Source organism: Sulfitobacter sp. 1A15299 (assembly GCF_043556915.1).
Taxonomy (GTDB): Bacteria; Pseudomonadota; Alphaproteobacteria; order Rhodobacterales; family Rhodobacteraceae; genus Sulfitobacter.
Genome location: NZ_JBIFFJ010000001.1, coordinates 611,262 through 627,794 on the forward strand (window position 1 = coordinate 611,262; position 16,533 = coordinate 627,794).

Sequence of the window (16,533 nt, forward strand, 5' to 3'; positions counted from 1 at the left end):
GCGCTGCAACTTTAACTCCCCTTTACCCGTGGGTGCCCCATATCCAAAGTTCCGGACCAAAGCAGGACCCCTATGCCTTTTGAAGCTCTGAACGACAGCACTCTCCCCCAACAGCCGCTTGGGCGGCGTGTCGCCGTGATCGGCGGTGGGATTTCCGGCATGGGGGCGGCGCATATGCTGGCGCCTGCGGATCATGTGACCCTGTACGAGGCAGGGGCCAAGATCGGCGGCCATGCGCGGACGGTGATCGCGGGCAAGAATGGCGATCAGCCGGTCGATACCGGGTTCATCGTGTTCAACTATGCCAACTACCCGCATCTTGCCGCGCTCTTTGCTGAACTGGACGTGCCGGTTGTGCCCTCGAACATGAGCTTTGGCGCGTCGATCGACGGCGGGCGGCTGGAATATGCGCTGACCAATTTCAACGCGGTCTTTGCCCAGAAACGTAATATGTTCAGCCCGCCTTTCCTGCGGATGCTGCGGGACATTCTGCATTTTAACAAGAACGCGCTGGCCGTGTCGCGTGACCCGTCGATGACCATCGCGGAGTTTCTCGACCGACTGGGCACCGGGCGCTATTTCCGCGACTTCTACCTCTCGCCCCTGTCGGGCGCGATCTGGTCCACCCCGACGGAAAAGATCATGGATTTCCCCGCCCATGCCATGGTCAACTTTTTCGAAAACCACGCGCTGTTGAACTATTCCGGCCAGCATCAGTGGTACACGGTCAAGGGCGGCTCGCGCCAATATGTCGACCGGTTGGAAAGCGCCCTGCGCGCGAAGGGTGTCGCGTTGCGCACCGAGTGCCCCGTGCAGGCGGTGCGCCGCACGGCGCAGGGGGTCGAGGTCCGCGCCTATGGTGGCGAATGGGAGGCGTTCGACGAGGTGATCTTTGCCACCCATTCCGACGACACGTTGGCGATGCTTGCCGATCCGACAGAGGCCGAGCAACGCGCCCTTGGCGCAATCCGTTACCAGCCCAATGACATCGTGCTACATGCCGATGCCAATATCATGCCCAAGCGGCGCTCTACTTGGGCGTCGTGGGTTTATACCGAGGATCGTGTGCAGAAGTCCGACCGGATCGACCTGACCTATTGGATGAACTCGCTGCAACCGATCCCGCAGGATGATCCGCATTTTGTCACGCTCAACACCAAACGCAGCATCCGCGAGGAGTTGATCTATGACCAAGTGACCCTGCGCCATCCGGTCTATGACCTTGCCGCCTTGGCCGCACAGGACGAGGTGCGCGCCTTCAACGGCAGTCATAACACATGGTTCTGCGGGGCATGGCTGCGCAATGGCTTCCACGAAGACGGGCTGGCCAGCGCGGTGGATGTGGTCGAACGGATGCAGGCCGCGCGGGCGGCGCCTCTGGCGGCGGAGTGACGGCGCAGGTCGATCATATCCGCGGCCAGACCTTCCATGGCCGCAAGGGCGCGGTCGAGAACCGTTTCCGCTATTCGGTCGACTATGTGATCTGCGACGCCGAGGCCGAGGCGCTGACTGCGCCCACTCTGTTCGCCCGCAATGGTGCGAATGTGACCAGCCTGCACGACAGCGACCACGGCGGCGCGCCGGGGCAGGGGCGCGGCGCCCCTTGGGTGCGCGAGGTTTTGGCGGCGCATGACATCACAGGGGTCGCGCGGATCGAACTCTTGGCGCAGCCGCGGGTGCTGGGCCATGTCTTCAACCCGGTCAGCTTTTGGCTCTGCCGTCGGGCCGATGACGCGCTGATTGCCGTGATCGCCGAGGTCACGAATACCTATGGCGACCGGCATTCCTATCTCTGCCACCACCCCGACCTGCGCCCCATCGCGCCCGAGGATCGCTTGCGGGCCGCAAAGCTCATGCATGTCTCGCCCTTTCAGGACATCTCGGGCGGCTATGTCTTTCGCTTCGACATCCGCGCTGAGCGAATCGGCATCTGGATCGATTTCTCGGATGGGGAGAACGGCTTGATCGCCACATTGACCGGTCCGCGGGCGCCGCTGACCAATGGCCGCATCCTCTGGTCGCTGCTGCGCCGCCCCTTTGGGGCGCGGCGGGTGCTGGCGCTGATCCACTGGCAGGCGCTGAAGCTCTGGCTCAAGGGGGCGGGGTTCCGCAACCGCCCCGAGGCGCCTGAGGCCGAGGTTTCCCGTGATGCGGCCCATGGCGCGGGCGGGCGATGAGGGCGCGCGCGGCCCGGCTGCCCGCCTATGCGCTTTTCGCCGCATTGCTCGCCGCGGCGGGGCTGCCGATCTACATTCACGCGCCGAAGTTCTATGTCGATGAATACGGGGTTTCGCTGACGGCGCTTGGCTCTGTCCTTTTTGGTCTGCGGCTGTTGGACGTGGTGCAAGACCCGGCACTCGGGTGGCTGGCACAAGCGCTCCGCTACAAACGCGGGCTGGCGGTGACGGTGGCGGGGGCGGTGATGGCGCTGGCGATGCTGGGGCTTTTCGCGGTGCCCGCGCCGATGGCGCCCGTGCTGTGGTTCGCCCTGATGCTGACGCTGGTCTTCTCGGCCTTCAGCTTTCTGACCATTTGTTTCTATGCCCAAGGCGTGGCCAAGGCTGACAGCCTGGCGGGTGCCGGGCATCTGACCCTCGCCCGCTGGCGCGAGACCGGGGCGCTTTTGGGCGTCTGTCTCGCCTCGGTCGCGCCGCTGCTGCTGGGCTTGGCGCTGGATCGGCCTTTTGCCGGTTTCGCGGTGGGCTTCGCGGTTCTGGCGCTCTGGGCCGTGGTGGCGATGCGCAGAGAGTGGTGGGCGTCAGGGCTGCCGGGCGCCAGCGGTTTCGGCACCGTCTTGCGCGACGGGCAGGCGCGGCGGCTGTTGCTCATCGCGCTGGTCAATGCCGCCCCGGTGGCCGTCACCTCGACCCTGTTTCTCTTCTACGTCGAACTGGCGCTTGAGGCACCGGGATGGGAGGGGCCGCTCTTGCTGCTGGTTTTCATCGCGGCAGCGGCGGCGGCACCGCTTTGGGGGATGCTGGCCGAACGCCATGGCCCACGCCGGGTGCTCTTGGTTGCGATGGCTTTGGGCATCGCAGCCTTCGGCGGGGCGCTGTTTCTGGGGCCGGGGGATGTGATGCTTTTCGCCTTGGTCTGTCTGGCTTCCGGCGCGGTCTTGGGGGCTGATCTGACCCTATTGCCTGCCATGTTCGCCAGCCGTATGGCGCAGATTTCCCCCTCGGCGGCCGAAGGCTTCGGCCTTTGGTCTTTCGTGTCCAAACTGACCTTGGCTTTCGCGGCGGCGGCCCTACTTCCCGCCTTAGAAGGCGCAGGGTTGCAGACCGCGACGGGAACCAGTTCCAGGTCCTCCATCTCCCTGTTGATCTGGTTCTATGCCGGTGTACCTTGCGCCCTGAAATTGCTGGCGATCGCTCTTCTCGCCGGTGCCAAAGACGTGGAGACATCGTGACAGAGCCGCTGATCTTTATCGCTGTCGGGCTGGGCCTTGGTCTATTGCTCACTTTCCTGCGCCGCCGGTTGGGGGAGTTTCATGGCCAATCGCCCAGCGACTATGTGGATTCCTTCCCCGTCTTCGACCTGCGCTTGCATCTGCGCGATGAGATGATCTGCGAGGGTGTGATTTTCGGCCCCCTTGGCCGGGTCACCAGCAGCTTTACGGCCAAGTTCGACGTGTCCTGGGAGGGCGATGTCGCCACCGTGGCCGAGAGTTTCCGCTATAACGACGGCTCGCGTCAGCAGCGCGAATGGACCGTGACGCTGGGGAAGAATGGCCGTTTCACCAGCACCGCGCCGGATGTGATCGGGGTGGGGCAGGGCGTTCAGGCTGGCCCGACATTGCAGCTGCGCTATCGTATCCAACTGCCCGAGGAACTGGGCAGCCATGTGCTGAAAACCGTCGATTGGATGTATCTCACCCCCGATGGCACCATCGTCAATCGCAGTCAGTTTCGGAAATTCGGGATCAAAGTAGCAGAATTGGTCGCCACCCTGCGACCGGCGGAGGAAAGATGAAAGACTGGCAAGGCAAGACCTATTGGCTGGTGGGCGCAAGCGACGGGCTTGGCGCGGCGCTGGCGCATCAGTTGAGCCGCACCGGGGCCGAGGTGATCCTCTCTGCCCGGTCCGAAGACAAGCTGACCGAACTTGCGCAGTCCCTGCCGGGCCGGGCGCGGGTGCGGGTCATGGATGTGACCGACGACGAAGACGTCGCGCAGGCGGCTAAGGATGTGGGGCCAATCGACGGGCTGGTCTATCTGGCGGGGGCCTATTGGCCCTTTGGCGCGCGGGAGTGGCAGGCAGAGCATGGCGTGACCATGGCAGATGTGAATTTCACCGGCTTGATGCGCGTCTTGGGGCAGGTGGTGCCGCAGATGGTCGCGCGGAATCACGGGCATATCGTCATCACCTCCAGCTTGACCGCCTATCGCGGGCTGCCCGGCTCGATCGGCTATACGGCCTCCAAGGCGGCGACGCTGTCCTTGGCGGAATGCATGCATGCCGATCTGCGCAAGACCGGCGTGCAGGTGCAGGCGATCAACCCGGGCTTTATTAAGACCCGGTTGACCGACAAGAATGATTTCAAAATGCCCTTTTTGATGGAGCCGGACGCCGCCGCGCGCCGCGTCTTCGAGCATATGAACAGCGACAGTTTCAAACTGGATTTTCCTTACGGCTTCTCACTGCTGTTCCGGTTGGGGCGCTTTCTGCCGGATTGGCTGTACTACCGGTTCTTTTCCTGAGGGTCAGACCTCGGCGACATGCTGATCGAACAGGTCGCGCGCCCGTTGCCAGACAGCATTGTCCGTCTCTGGCAGCGACCGCAGGGTCGGCAGCAACTGGCCCGCGAAATCCTCAGAGCTTTCGCGCGGCAGCATGGACGGCAGGTTGTCGATGGCCATCACATCCAGTGGCGGAGTGTCATGCACGCGCAGGGCGGGCGCCGCCCAAGTGGTCGCGCGGTCATAGACCTGCACGGGGTTGAAAGCGCTGTCGGGGTCGCAGGCGATGTCGCCGATCACCCGCAGGGCACGCTCTGCTTCGGGGGCATCGGGGCGGACGAAGGCGGGGGTGTCTGGCCCTGCAAGGATGCAGTTGAAGAAATAGGCGTGGTTGAGGATTTCGGGGAAGGGTCCGCCATGGGCCGTCTCTGCCATGTCCCAGCCGGTGACGGGGATGCCCAGAGCCGCGCAAAGATCGCTGGCCCCACGGCCCACCCGGCCCAAGGCCCCGATCACGAGCGCACGATCGCCGCTTGCGTCAACCCGCGTGAGTTCTTCGGCCAGCGCGGCTTTCAGCGCTTCGGCGTCGGGGTAGGGCGCGACGGGGCCGCAGGTCTCTCCGCGCAGCTGTGCGATGCGGCATTTGACTGAGACGGCTGCCCCCGCGAAACCCGCCCAATAGCCAAAGGCGGCAACGCGGCGGCCATTGTCATCGGTCAGGTACTCCAAATCCAGCAGCGCGCCGCCGCCGGCCTTGAATCGTTCCAGTAGTTTGCGGCCCGAGGATTGGCCCTTGTAGGCATGGCCGAACATGATGTGCGTATGCGGCAGGGGCGTGCCGTCTTCGGGCAGTTCCTTGAGGCCAAAGATCACCGCAGCGCGCGGGGCGTCGGGCCAGCTATGGGCCGGAACGATCTCGCAGCCCGCCTGCGCATAGGCGGCGGTGGGGATCACGCGGCTGTCGCTGTCTTCGACGCTCACCTTCATGCCGGAAGCGATCAGCGCGGCGGCCCCCTCGGGCGTCAGCCCCGTGCGGGTCTCATTGTCGCGCTGCTCGGCGCGGAGCCATAGATGGGTCATGCGTAGAATCCTTTCGCGCGCACGGCCTTGACGCTGGCACGGTTTTCCATGCGGGCGGCGAAGGCATCAAGCTGTGGGTAGGCCGCGCGGTCGACCCCGTCACCGGCCAGCCATCCCGAAACGACAAAGAGATAGGGATCGGCCAGCGACAGGCCATCGCCCGCCACGAAATCACCCCGGAAGGCGTGGTTTTCGAGATAGGCCGCGCAATCGGCCATGGTCTGCGGCACCTTGGCTTTCATATCGTCAAAGCTGGATTGCTGATCGGCCCAGCGGTGGCCGCGCATTTTATGCGCATGGGCCACATGCATGGTGGAGGCGAGGTAGTACATCACCCCGCGCATATGGGCCGCGCGTTCAGGATCGGCAGGGACCAGCCCCGCCTCGGGCGCGCGGGCGGCGACATAGTCCAAGAGCGCGCCGGTCTCGGTCAGGGTGCTGCCCGCTTCGGTCACGAGGGTCGGCACCCGGCCCTTGGGGTTCAGCGCCAGATAGGGCGCGGCGGTCTGTTCGGCGCTGGCGAAATCGACCTTTACCGGCTCATAGGCCAGCCCCGCTTCTTCAAGGGCGATGGCCACGGCGACCGAGATCGTGCCGGGGGCGTAGTGAAGTTTCAGCATGGGTCAGCCTTTCGCGGGCGAGGGGGGTTACATATGCGTTTGTGCAAGGCGGCGGTCGGGACGGTCAAGATGCGGCACGGCGTTGAACAGCACGGGCGACCAATGCCCGCCGATGGGAAAGAGCCGGTGCATCGAAGTATGCATGATCGCCAGCGCCAGCCGCGCCATCGCTGGGATCCCCACGCCCATCGCCTGCGCCATCGCCAAAGAGATCAGCCCGCCCGAGGTCACCACCAGCGCCGGGCCTTCGCCCTCGGCGATCTCGGTCAGGACGGATTGCACCCGCGTCTCAAAGCTTTCATAGGTCTCTGGCGTATCGGCAAGCTTGCCCGCTTTCCAATAGTCGAAGACCTGCGGCAGGTGGTGCACGAACTCGCCCTCGCGGGGGAAGGGCACCTTGTGCTGCTGCTCCATCAGATTGGCGAGGGTGAAATACTCCAGCTCATTCAACCGCGCGTCGCGGATCGGCTCCAGCCCGGTGTTCATCCCCTCCGCGGTTTCGATATGGCGGGTCAGCGTGCCGGTATAGAGCCTTGTGTGATAGGTCTCGCTCTGGCGCAGATGATCCCCTAGCCAGGCGGCTTGCTCATGGCCAAGCGGGCTGAGTTGGTCATAGCTCAGTTCGTCCTTGGCGGTGGAATTGGCTTGGCCGTGGCGGATCAGGGTAATGTGGGACATCAAATGGCTTTCACTGTTCGCCCAAGTGATAGGGCAGCTTGCCGGGCCATACAATGCGATGCGCCGCAATGCACTGGCGCGGCGTTTATCCGTGACGGGGTGTCGGGATTGGCCCCTGACAAGCGCCGGATTTTGCCTATAGTTTGGGCAATAGCCAAGGGGAGAGGCAGCCATGGCCGAGAGGATCACATTCACGCTTGATGGGCAGACCGTCGAGGCCGAGGCCGGCATGACCATTTGGGAGGTCGCGAACGGTCGGGGTCTGAAAATCCCGCATCTGTGCCACAAACCCGCCCCCGGCTACCGCCCCGACGGCAACTGCCGCGCCTGTATGGTTGAGATCGAGGGCGAGCGCGTGCTGGCGGCCTCCTGCATCCGCGAGCCTGCCGAGGGGATGGTCGTCACCACCAACAACCCCCGGGCCCAGAATGCGCGCAAGATGGTGATGGAATTGCTGCTGGCCGATCAACCCGCGCAGGAGGTGGCGCATGACAGGTCGAGCCACATGCGCGAGATGGCGGCGCAGAGCGGCGTAGAGGAAAGCCGTTTCCCGAAGTTGGAGCGCGACCGCGTGCCGCTCTTGGACGACAGCCATGTGGCGATGCGGGTCAATCTCGACGCCTGCATCCAATGCAACCTCTGCGTCCGTGCCTGCCGCGAGGTGCAGGTCAATGACGTGATCGGCATGGCGGGGCGCGGCCATGACGCCTATCCGGTCTTCGACATCGACGATCCCATGGGCGCCTCGTCCTGCGTGGCCTGCGGCGAATGTGTGCAGGCCTGCCCGACGGGGGCGCTGATGCCCGCCAGCGTGGTCGACGAGGCACAGGTTGGCGATTCTGCCGACTTTGACCGCGAGGTCGCCAGCGTCTGCCCCTTCTGCGGTGTCGGCTGCCAGATCTCGCTGAAGGTGAAGGACAACAAGGTCAAATATGTCGAAGGGATCAACGGCCCGGCCAATGAGGGGCGGCTCTGCGTGAAGGGGCGCTTCGGCTTTGACTATATCCACCACGAGCACCGTCTGACCAAACCGCTGATCCGCCGCGACGACGCCCCCGCCAAGGGGCTGAACGTCGATCCCGGCAACTGGGGCGAGGTGTTTCGCGAGGCGACATGGGACGAGGCGCTGGATTTTGCCGCCAAGGGTCTGAAAGGGCGCGGGCGCGAGGTGGCGGGCTTCGGCAGTGCCAAATGCACCAACGAAGAAGCCTATCTGTTCCAGAAGCTGATCCGGCAGGGGTTCGGGCATAACAACGTCGACCACTGCACGCGGCTCTGCCATGCCTCTTCGGTCGCGGCGCTGATGGAGAATGTGGGCAGCGGTGCCGTCACCGCCACCTTCAACGAGATCGAGAATGCCGACGTGGCCATCGTGATCGGCGCCAACCCGGTGGAGAACCACCCCGTCGCCGCGACCTATTTCAAACAGTTCAGCAAACGCGGCGGCAAGCTCATCATCATGGACCCGCGCGGGCAGGGCCTGCGCCGGTTCGCGTCCCATATGCTGCAGTTCCGCCCCGGCACCGATGTGGCGATGCTGAACGCGATCATGCATGTGATCGTGGAGGAAGGTCTCTACGACGAGCAATACATCAAGGCCTATACCGAGAATTGGGAGGCCGAGAAGGCGCATCTGAAGGACTTCCCGCCCGAGGCCATGGCCGCCGTCTGCGGCATCGAGGCCGAGGTGCTGCGCGACGTGGCGCGGACCTTCGCCGGGGCCAAGGCGGGGATGATCTTCTGGGGCATGGGGGTGAGCCAGCATATTCACGGCACCGACAATTCGCGCTGCCTGATCAGCCTCGCGCTGATGACCAGCCATGTCGGCCGCCCCGGCACCGGTCTGCACCCCTTGCGCGGGCAGAACAACGTGCAGGGCGCCTCGGATGCGGGCCTCATTCCGATGTTTCTGCCCGACTACCAGCCGGTGGAGGACGATGGCGTGCGCTCGGCCTTCACCGAGGTCTGGGGCTCGGGCGATTTCAGCGCCGAGAAGGGGCTGACGGTGACCGAGATCATGGATGCGGTGCACGAGGGCGAGATCAAGGCGATGTATGTGCTGGGCGAAAACCCGGCGATGTCGGACCCGGATGTCGATCACGCCCGCGCGGCGCTCGCCAAACTCGACCACCTCGTGGTGCAGGACATCTTCCTCACCGAGACGGCGAATTACGCCGACGTGATCCTACCCGCCTCGGCCTTTGCCGAGAAAGCAGGCACGGTGACCAACACCAACCGGCAGGTGCAGATGGGCCGCCCGGCGGTGACGCCGCCCGGAGAGGCGCGCGAGGATTGGTGGATCGAGGTGGAACTGGCCAACCGGCTGGGGCTGGGCTGGGACTACGAGAGCCCGGCAGAGGTCTTTGCCGAGATGAAGCGCAACATGGCCTCGCTCGACAACATCACATGGGACCGGCTGGCGCAGGAGAATGCAGTGACCTACCCGTCGCTCAGCGAAAACGATCCCGGGCAGGCGATTGTCTTTAGCGAAGGTTTCCCCCGGCCCGAAGGCCGCGCCAAATTCACCCCCGCCGCGATCGTGGCGCCGGATGACGCGCCGGATGAGGCCTATCCGATGATCCTGACCACCGGGCGGCAGTTGGAGCACTGGCACACCGGCTCGATGACGCGGCGGTCCAAAGTGCTCGACGGGCTGGAACCGGAGGCGAATTGCTCGCTCCACCCGTCGACCCTGCGCCGCCTTGGTGTGACCCCGGGGGAGCATGTGCGGCTGTCGACCAAACGCGGCAGTATCGAGATCATGGCCCGCGCGGACCGCGCGGTGGCGCCCGACATGGTTTTCCTGCCCTTCGCCTATGTCGAAGCGGCGGCGAATATCCTGACAAATCCGGCGGTTGACCCCTATGGCAAGATCCCGGAGTTTAAGTTCTCTGCCGTCAGGGTGGAGGCGGCGAAAGGAGCCGTCGCCGCCGAGTAAGGAAAGTTTGGAAGAATGAAGATTGATGCCGCCCGTTTCTTGAAAGACCTGCACGATCTGCGCGCCATCGGCGCGGCGGGTGTGGGCAAGGGTGTGGTGCGCCCCGCCTATTCCGCTGCCGATGTGGAGGCACGCGAATGGCTTGCCGGGCGGATGCGCAATGCGGGGCTGAAGGTCGAGGTCGATGCCATGGGCAACCTCTTTGGTCTGGCCGCGGGGCCGTCGATTTTGTTGGGGTCGCATTCCGACAGCCAGCCCGAAGGCGGCTGGCTTGACGGGGCCTTGGGCGTGATTGCCGCGCTTGAAGTCGCCCGCGCAGCGGGTGAGGCCGGAGGGCCTGTGGTCTCGGTCGTGTCCTTTCAGGACGAAGAGGGGCGCTTTGGCGTGACCACCGGTTCGACCGTCTGGTCCGGCGCGTTGGATCAGGTGGATGCTGACGGCCTCACCGATCATGCCGGGGTCAGCTTGGCCGAGGCGCGCCGCGCGATGACGGATATGGTCACCGGCCCCGTCGATCCCGCGCAGTTCACCGGCTATATCGAGTTGCACATCGAACAAGGGCCGACGCTGGATGACAGTGGTGAGCAGATCGGTGTTGTCACTGACATCGTCGGCATTCGCGATATGAAGGTGACCTTCAAGGGCCAGCAGAACCACGCGGGCACCACGCCGATGGCGGTGCGGCGCGATGCCTTTCAGGCGGTGTCGGAGTATAACAGCCTACTCAACGACCGGCTGCGCAATGTGGTGACGCCGAGCACCGTCTGGACCATCGGCCATGTCAGTCTGCACCCCAATGCTTCGTCCATCGTGCCGGGCAAGGCGGTGTTTTCCATGCAATGGCGCGACGGCGATAGCGACCGTCTGGGGCGGATGGAGAAGATCATACGCGAAACCGCGCAAGAGGTGGCCGAGACACGCGGGATGGAGTTGTCCTTTGGCCCGATGCTGGGGCTTGAGCCGGTTGCCATGGACGCGCGGCTGCGCGATGCGCTGGCGAAGGCGGCTGAAGCTGTGGCCCCGGGCAAATGGCGCAAGATGCCCTCGGGTGCCCTGCATGACGCGACCAATGTGGCGCGGCTGATGCCGGTGGCGATGCTGTTCGCGCCGTCGATCGGCGGGATCAGCCATGCCTTCGAGGAAGACACGGATGAAGCCGATTTGGTCGCGGCAGTCGAGGTGCTGGGGCGGGCGGTGGCGGCGCTCTAAACGCGCTCAGTCCCAGGCCACATCGCCGAGGAAGATATAGCCCGCGCCGTAGATCGTCTTGATCAACTGTGGGTTCTTCGGGTCTTCGCCAAGCTTCGTGCGCAGCCGCGAGATGCGCACGTCCATCGCTCGGTCGAAACTTTCCGAGGCGACACCGCCGAGGCTTTCTTGCATCTGCGCGCGGCTAATGAGCCGCTTCGGCGCGTCGAGGAAGAGCCGCAGCACCTCGCCCTCGGCATGGGAGAAAGTGACCTCGGCGCCCGTGGCATCCTGCAGCACATAGCGGTCGAAATGCGCGGTCCAGCCGTTGAACCGCGCCGTGGTGCCGGCCTGCGGCGTGGGCTTGGCGCTGCGCAGGCGGGCGCGGATGCGGGCCACGACTTCGGCCGGGTCGAAGGGTTTGATGATGTAGTCGTCGGCGCCAAGCTCCAGCCCCGTGACCCGGTCCTGCACCTGCGCGCGGCCCGAAATGATGATGACGATGGCGCCTTGTTCCAGCGCCAGACGGTGCACCAGCGTCAGCCCGTCGGTGTCGGGCAGCGACAGATCGACAAGGCAGACATCGGGCGTATGGCTGGCCAATGCGGCCTCGAAGGCCCGCGCGCGGCCAAAGCTGAGCGTGTCAAACCCCGCTTCCTCCAACGTATCCGACAGCATCTGCCGGATCTCGGGTTCGTCATCCAGAATGGTGACCAGCGGGCGCGGGGCGGTATCACGGCTCATGGGGCGGTGGCTTTCAATGGGGCGATCAGTGCTTGCAGATCGTCTTTTTCAAAGGGTTTGCGCAGCACCGGCGCGAGGGTTTGCGCCTCGACGAAAAGCGGGTGATCGGGGGGCAGGGAGGTCATCAGCAAAAGCGGCAGGCTGCTGCCGACGCGGCGGGCAAGGTCGATCCCGGTGCCTTCGCCCGAAAGCTGGATGTCCGACAGCACCAGCGCGATGTCGGGCAGATCGGCGATGAGGGCGGTGGCCTCATCCGCGCTGGTCGCCTCGATCACCGAATGGCCCTGATCCATCAGCATGTCGCGCACCACGGCGCGGATGTCGGTGGTGTCTTCGACCAGCAGCACCAGCCCGGTGGTGGCGGGCACGGCGGCGCGGTAGGGCAGACGCAGGCTGATCTGCGCGCCGCCCTCAGGCGCATTGCTCAGCCGCAGATCACCGCCTGAGGATTTGGTCATGTCATAGACCATCGACAGGCCCAGCCCCGACCCCTCGCTGCCCTTGGTGGTAAAGAAAGGCTCGACCCCACGCTCCAGCGCGGAGGGCGCAAAGCCCGGTCCGGTGTCGTGGATCACCCATTCGATCCATGTGTCATGCACCAGCCGCTGCGTCAGCGTGATCGTGCCCCGCGCGCCGCAGGCGTCGCGGGCGTTGAGGATGAGGTTCAACAGCGCATCCTGCACCCGGCCTTTGTCGAGCAGCACCGCCCCTTCGGGCACGTCATTGCGCACCACCAGCGCGCATTTCGGCGGCAGGGTGGGGGCGGCGAGGGTCGAAAGCTCACTCATCAGGGCGGCGGGGTCGGTGGCCACGGGGCGCAGGGCGCGGGGTTCGGTCACATCGGCGATGGAGCTGAGCAGCGTGCCGCCGCGCCGCGCGGCGGCCAAGGTGCCTTCGATCAATTCGCCCGCTTGCGGCGGCATGTCGGGCAGCCGGGCCAGTTTCGATTGCATCCCGAGGATGATCGTCAAAAGATTCGAGAAGTCATGCGCCAGCCCAGAGATCATCCGCGAGGCCAACTCGCGCTTCAGTGTCTGTTGCAGGGCCACGCGGGTCTGGGTCTCTTCGGTGATATCCATCGACAGGATATAGACCCCGCCGCGCCCGTCGGGGGTAAAGGCACCGCGGATGCGGCGGGCGGATTCGTCATGGGTGAATTCGATCACCGCCGGGCTGCCCGCATAGGCTTGCGTCAGCGCGGGCTTGATCCGCGCATAGGCCGCCGCCCCAAGCGCGTCACTGATATGCAGCCCGTAGATGTTGCTGGGCCGCCCCGGCATCACGCTGCTGAGGCGGCGGTTGGAGTAGATGTAATGCCCGCTCGCGTCGACATGGGCGATGTGGGCGGGCATCATCTCGGTCGTCAACCGGGTGCGGGCCTCGCTTTCGGTGACCTGTCGTTTGGCCTCCTCCAGCGCTGTGATCGTCGCCTCCAACTGGCGGTTCGTGGCGGCCAGTTGTTCGGCATGGGACAACAGTTGATCGCTCAGCGCGTCTGAGCGTGCCCGCAACAGCGCCTCTTGCCGCTTGGTGTTGGTGATGTCGGTATAGACGGTGACCCAGCCGCCTTGGGGCAGGGGCGAGCCTTCGACACTGATCGTGCGCCCGTTCGAGCGGGTCCGCTCCATGTAATGCGGCACGAAGGCGCGGGCCTGTTCCACCCGCTCGGCCACGAAGGCGTCGACATCCCCCACCTCGCCATATTCGCCGGTGCCAGCCAGATGACGGATCGTATCCTCAAAGGGCGCGCCGGGGGTCACCAGCCGGTCCGGCAGGTCGAACATGGATTGAAACGGGGCGTTGCAGACCGCGAGCCGAAGGTCGCTGTCATAGATGGTCAGCGCCTGAGCGATCAGGTTCAGACCGGCATTGGTCAGCGCTTTGGTTTGGTCGTCGGTGATCTGCATCGTCATCCTTTCGCATAGGGCTAGCACCGCGCGGGCGAAAGGCAAAGAGCCGCGCGCAAATCGCGCTTGACCTTCTTGCGCTGGAGGCCCCGAGAAGCGCGCCGATTGGAAACCGGAAAGGCAGAGCATGAACAAGAAAATCGGAGCGGGCGCGGCGGCGGCGCTGGTCTTGGCAGGCGGGTATATTTGGTGGCAGACCGAAGAAGCCCCGGCCCCCGCCGTGCGTGGCGCGGCCATGGTAAAGGTCACCGTCCCGGAAAGCCTGAGCGGCCCCGCGCAGATCGGCGCGCGGGCGTTCGAGGCGAAATGCGCCGCCTGCCACGGGGTCAACGCCGCCGGGCGCGAGGGGGGTGGTCCGCCGCTGATCCATAAGATCTATGAGCCCAGTCATCACGGCGACGCATCCTTCATGGTCGCCGCCACCAATGGCGTGCGCCAGCATCACTGGTCTTTCGGCAACATGCCCCCGGTCGAAGGGATTACCCCGGCAGAGGTGAAATCCATCGTGACCTATGTGCGCGAAGTGCAGCGCGCCAATGGGATCGACTAGCGGAAAATGGGGCGCGGCGGCGCTGTAACAATTCGTTAGAATTCGGAAAAGATCAGGAAAAAGTTGACCTCCACAAAAAAGAGAACGTCACTTGTGAGATCATAGAATCGTACAAGCGATCGAACCCGCCGGGGAGGGCGGGCATGGGAGGAAGACAATTTGGCCAAGCCGCTGACGCGTGCCGACGGATCTCAGTCCGTGCCGGCGCTGTTGCACCGCAACGCAAGTAAGTTCGCAAACGCCCCCGCTTACCGGGAGAAGGAATACGGGATCTGGCAAAGCTGGACCTGGTCGCAGACCCGCGACGAGGTCGAGGCGCTGGCCCTCGGGTTTCTCGAACTGGGGCTGAACGAGGGCGATTTCGTCGCCATCATCGGGCGCAACCGTCCCTATCTCTACTGGGCGATGATGGCCGCGCAGATGGCCGGGGCCGTGCCGGTGCCGCTTTATCAGGACGCCAATGCCGAAGAGATGGCCTATGTCATGGGCCATTGCGGCGCGCGTCTTGCCGTGGTGGGCGATCAGGAGCAGGTCGACAAGATCATCGAGGTGCAGGACCAACTGCCTGACTTCGAGCGGATGATCTACCTCGACCCGCGCGGATTGCGCAAATACGACCACTCCAAGCTCGACCAATATACCGCCGTGCAGGAGATGGGCCGCGCCAACCGCGAGAAACATATCGCCGAGTTGGAAGCCCGTCAGGCCAAGCTGGATTACGATTCCACTGGCGTGATGCTCTATACCTCGGGCACCACCGGCAAACCCAAGGGCGTGGTGCTTTCAAACCGCAACGTGATCGAAACGGCGAAGTCCTCCTCGGAGTTCGACAATCTCAAGCGGACCGACGAAATCCTCGCCTATCTGCCGATGGCTTGGGTCGGCGACTTCATCTTCTCCGTGGGCCAAGCGCTCTGGACCGGGTTCTGCACCAATTGTCCCGAAAGCGCCGACACGATGCATGTCGACCTGCGCGAGATCGGGCCGACCTATTACTTCGCCCCGCCGCGCGTGTTCGAGACGCAGCTGACCTCCGTCATGATCCGCATGGAGGACGCGAGCCGGTTCAAGAAATGGCTCTTCGACACCTTCATGGCCCATGCCCGCAAGGTCGGCCCCGCCATTCTGGATGGCAAGAAGGTCTCCTTCATGGACCGCGCGAAATATGCGCTCGGCGAGTTGATGATCTATGGCCCGTTGAAGAACACGCTCGGCTTCAGCCGCGTGCGGGTGGGCTATACCGCTGGTGAAGCGATCGGGCCGGAAATCTTCGACTTCTACCGCAGCTTGGGCATCAACCTCAAACAGCTCTACGGCCAGACCGAGGCGACGGTGTTCATCACCGCCCAGCCCGATGGCGAGGTGCGCAGCGATACCGTGGGCGTGACTTGCCCGGGCGTGGAGTTGAAGATCGCCGACAATGGCGAGGTCTTCTACCGCTCGCCCGGCGTCTTTGTGGAATACTACAAGAACCCCGAAAGCACCGCCGACACCAAGGATGTCGAGGGCTGGGTCGCCACCGGCGACGCGGGTTTCATCGAGGAAAGCTCAGGCCATCTGCGCATCATCGACCGCGCCAAGGACGTGGGCCAGATGGCCGACGGCAGCCTGTTCGCGCCGAAATACGTGGAGAACAAGCTCAAGTTCTTCCCCAACATTCTCGAGGCCGTGGTCTTCGGCAACGGCCGCAGCGAATGCACCGCCTTCATCAACATCGACCTGACGGCGGTCGGCAACTGGGCCGAGCGCAACAACATCGGCTACGCCTCCTATCAGGAACTGGCGCGGCATCCGCAGGTGATGGACACGATTCAGAGCCATGTGGAGGAGGTGAACCGCTCGGTCGCTGAGGACGAAATGCTTTCGGGCTGCCAGGTGCACCGCTTCGTCGTGCTGCACAAGGAACTCGATGCCGACGACGGTGAGTTGACGCGCACCCGCAAGGTCCGCCGCAAGATCATCGAAGAGAAATACGCCGACATCATCGCCGCACTCTACGACGGCTCCGACAAGGTCAGCACCGAGACCGAAGTGACCTACGAGGACGGCCGCAAGGGCTCGATCAAGGCGACGCTCGAAATTCGGGAGGCTGCCGTGCAGCCGACCAGCGCACGGATGGCGGCGGAATGAGCGCGGTCAGTGCCGGGCA

14 protein-coding genes are annotated in these 16,533 nt (G+C 64.5%); 9 read left to right on the forward strand and 5 right to left on the reverse strand.

Annotated elements, in window-relative coordinates:
* The first annotated feature begins 72 nt into the window (after positions 1 to 72).
* The 5 genes from ACGYK7_RS03005 to ACGYK7_RS03025 are packed head-to-tail and all read left to right on the forward strand — an operon-like array spanning position 73 to position 4,700.
* Positions 73 to 1,392 carry an NAD(P)/FAD-dependent oxidoreductase gene (locus ACGYK7_RS03005; protein ID WP_394398842.1) on the forward strand — a complete coding sequence of 440 codons (1,320 nt, stop codon included), beginning with the start codon at positions 73 to 75 and terminating at the stop codon, positions 1,390 to 1,392.
* Entirely contained in the window at positions 1,389 to 2,177 is a 789-nt protein-coding gene (locus ACGYK7_RS03010; protein ID WP_394398844.1) for a DUF1365 domain-containing protein, read from the forward strand. Before ACGYK7_RS03005 ends, ACGYK7_RS03010 begins: the two co-directional genes overlap by 4 nt.
* Entirely contained in the window at positions 2,174 to 3,409 is a 1,236-nt protein-coding gene (locus ACGYK7_RS03015; RefSeq protein ID WP_394398846.1) for an MFS transporter, read from the forward strand. Before ACGYK7_RS03010 ends, ACGYK7_RS03015 begins: the two co-directional genes overlap by 4 nt.
* Positions 3,406 to 3,972 carry a DUF3833 family protein gene (locus tag ACGYK7_RS03020; RefSeq protein ID WP_394398848.1) on the forward strand — a complete coding sequence of 189 codons (567 nt, stop codon included), beginning with the start codon at positions 3,406 to 3,408 and terminating at the stop codon, positions 3,970 to 3,972. Before ACGYK7_RS03015 ends, ACGYK7_RS03020 begins: the two co-directional genes overlap by 4 nt.
* Positions 3,969 to 4,700: an SDR family NAD(P)-dependent oxidoreductase gene (locus ACGYK7_RS03025; protein ID WP_394398850.1), complete on the forward strand. Its 732-nt coding sequence runs from the start codon at positions 3,969 to 3,971 to the stop codon at positions 4,698 to 4,700. Before ACGYK7_RS03020 ends, ACGYK7_RS03025 begins: the two co-directional genes overlap by 4 nt.
* Before the next feature lie 3 nt (positions 4,701 to 4,703).
* Here ACGYK7_RS03025 and ACGYK7_RS03030 read toward each other — a convergent pair whose 3' ends face one another.
* The 3 genes from ACGYK7_RS03030 to ACGYK7_RS03040 are packed head-to-tail and all read right to left on the reverse strand — an operon-like array spanning position 4,704 to position 7,057.
* Positions 4,704 to 5,759 (reverse strand): saccharopine dehydrogenase, encoded by a 1,056-nt coding sequence (locus ACGYK7_RS03030; RefSeq protein ID WP_394398851.1) that lies wholly within the window; start codon positions 5,757 to 5,759, stop codon positions 4,704 to 4,706.
* A complete protein-coding gene (locus ACGYK7_RS03035; protein ID WP_394398853.1) occupies positions 5,756 to 6,379 on the reverse strand; it encodes a glutathione S-transferase family protein in 624 nt (207 codons plus the stop codon). The genes ACGYK7_RS03030 and ACGYK7_RS03035 overlap by 4 nt, the downstream gene beginning before the upstream one ends.
* 27 nt (positions 6,380 to 6,406) lie before the next feature.
* Entirely contained in the window at positions 6,407 to 7,057 is a 651-nt protein-coding gene (locus tag ACGYK7_RS03040) for a histidine phosphatase family protein (RefSeq protein WP_394398855.1), read from the reverse strand.
* Between the two features lie 172 nt (positions 7,058 to 7,229).
* Between ACGYK7_RS03040 and fdhF the strand changes: the two genes are divergently transcribed.
* The gene (fdhF, locus tag ACGYK7_RS03045) at positions 7,230 to 9,995 is read left to right on the forward strand and encodes a formate dehydrogenase subunit alpha (RefSeq protein WP_394398857.1); all 2,766 of its coding nucleotides are present in this window, start codon (positions 7,230 to 7,232) and stop codon (positions 9,993 to 9,995) included.
* 15 nt (positions 9,996 to 10,010) lie between these two features.
* Positions 10,011 to 11,204, forward strand: coding sequence for a Zn-dependent hydrolase (locus ACGYK7_RS03050; protein WP_394398859.1), 1,194 nt, complete (start codon positions 10,011 to 10,013; stop codon positions 11,202 to 11,204).
* A 6-nt stretch (positions 11,205 to 11,210) separates the two neighbouring features.
* Here ACGYK7_RS03050 and ACGYK7_RS03055 read toward each other — a convergent pair whose 3' ends face one another.
* Both ACGYK7_RS03055 and ACGYK7_RS03060 read right to left on the reverse strand, forming a co-directional pair.
* Positions 11,211 to 11,927 carry a response regulator transcription factor gene (locus ACGYK7_RS03055; RefSeq protein ID WP_394398861.1) on the reverse strand — a complete coding sequence of 239 codons (717 nt, stop codon included), beginning with the start codon at positions 11,925 to 11,927 and terminating at the stop codon, positions 11,211 to 11,213.
* On the reverse strand, positions 11,924 to 13,834 hold the full coding sequence (locus ACGYK7_RS03060; protein ID WP_394398863.1) for a PAS-domain containing protein: 1,911 nt from the start codon (positions 13,832 to 13,834) through the stop codon (positions 11,924 to 11,926). The genes ACGYK7_RS03055 and ACGYK7_RS03060 overlap by 4 nt, the downstream gene beginning before the upstream one ends.
* A 127-nt stretch (positions 13,835 to 13,961) precedes the next feature.
* On the opposite strand from ACGYK7_RS03060, the gene ACGYK7_RS03065 reads away from it, so the two are divergent.
* Positions 13,962 to 14,384, forward strand: a complete 423-nt coding sequence (locus ACGYK7_RS03065; RefSeq protein ID WP_394398865.1) for a c-type cytochrome — start codon at positions 13,962 to 13,964, stop codon at positions 14,382 to 14,384.
* Between the two features lie 159 nt (positions 14,385 to 14,543).
* A complete protein-coding gene (locus tag ACGYK7_RS03070; RefSeq protein WP_394398867.1) occupies positions 14,544 to 16,514 on the forward strand; it encodes an AMP-binding protein in 1,971 nt (656 codons plus the stop codon).
* Positions 16,515 to 16,533 lie beyond the last annotated feature (19 nt).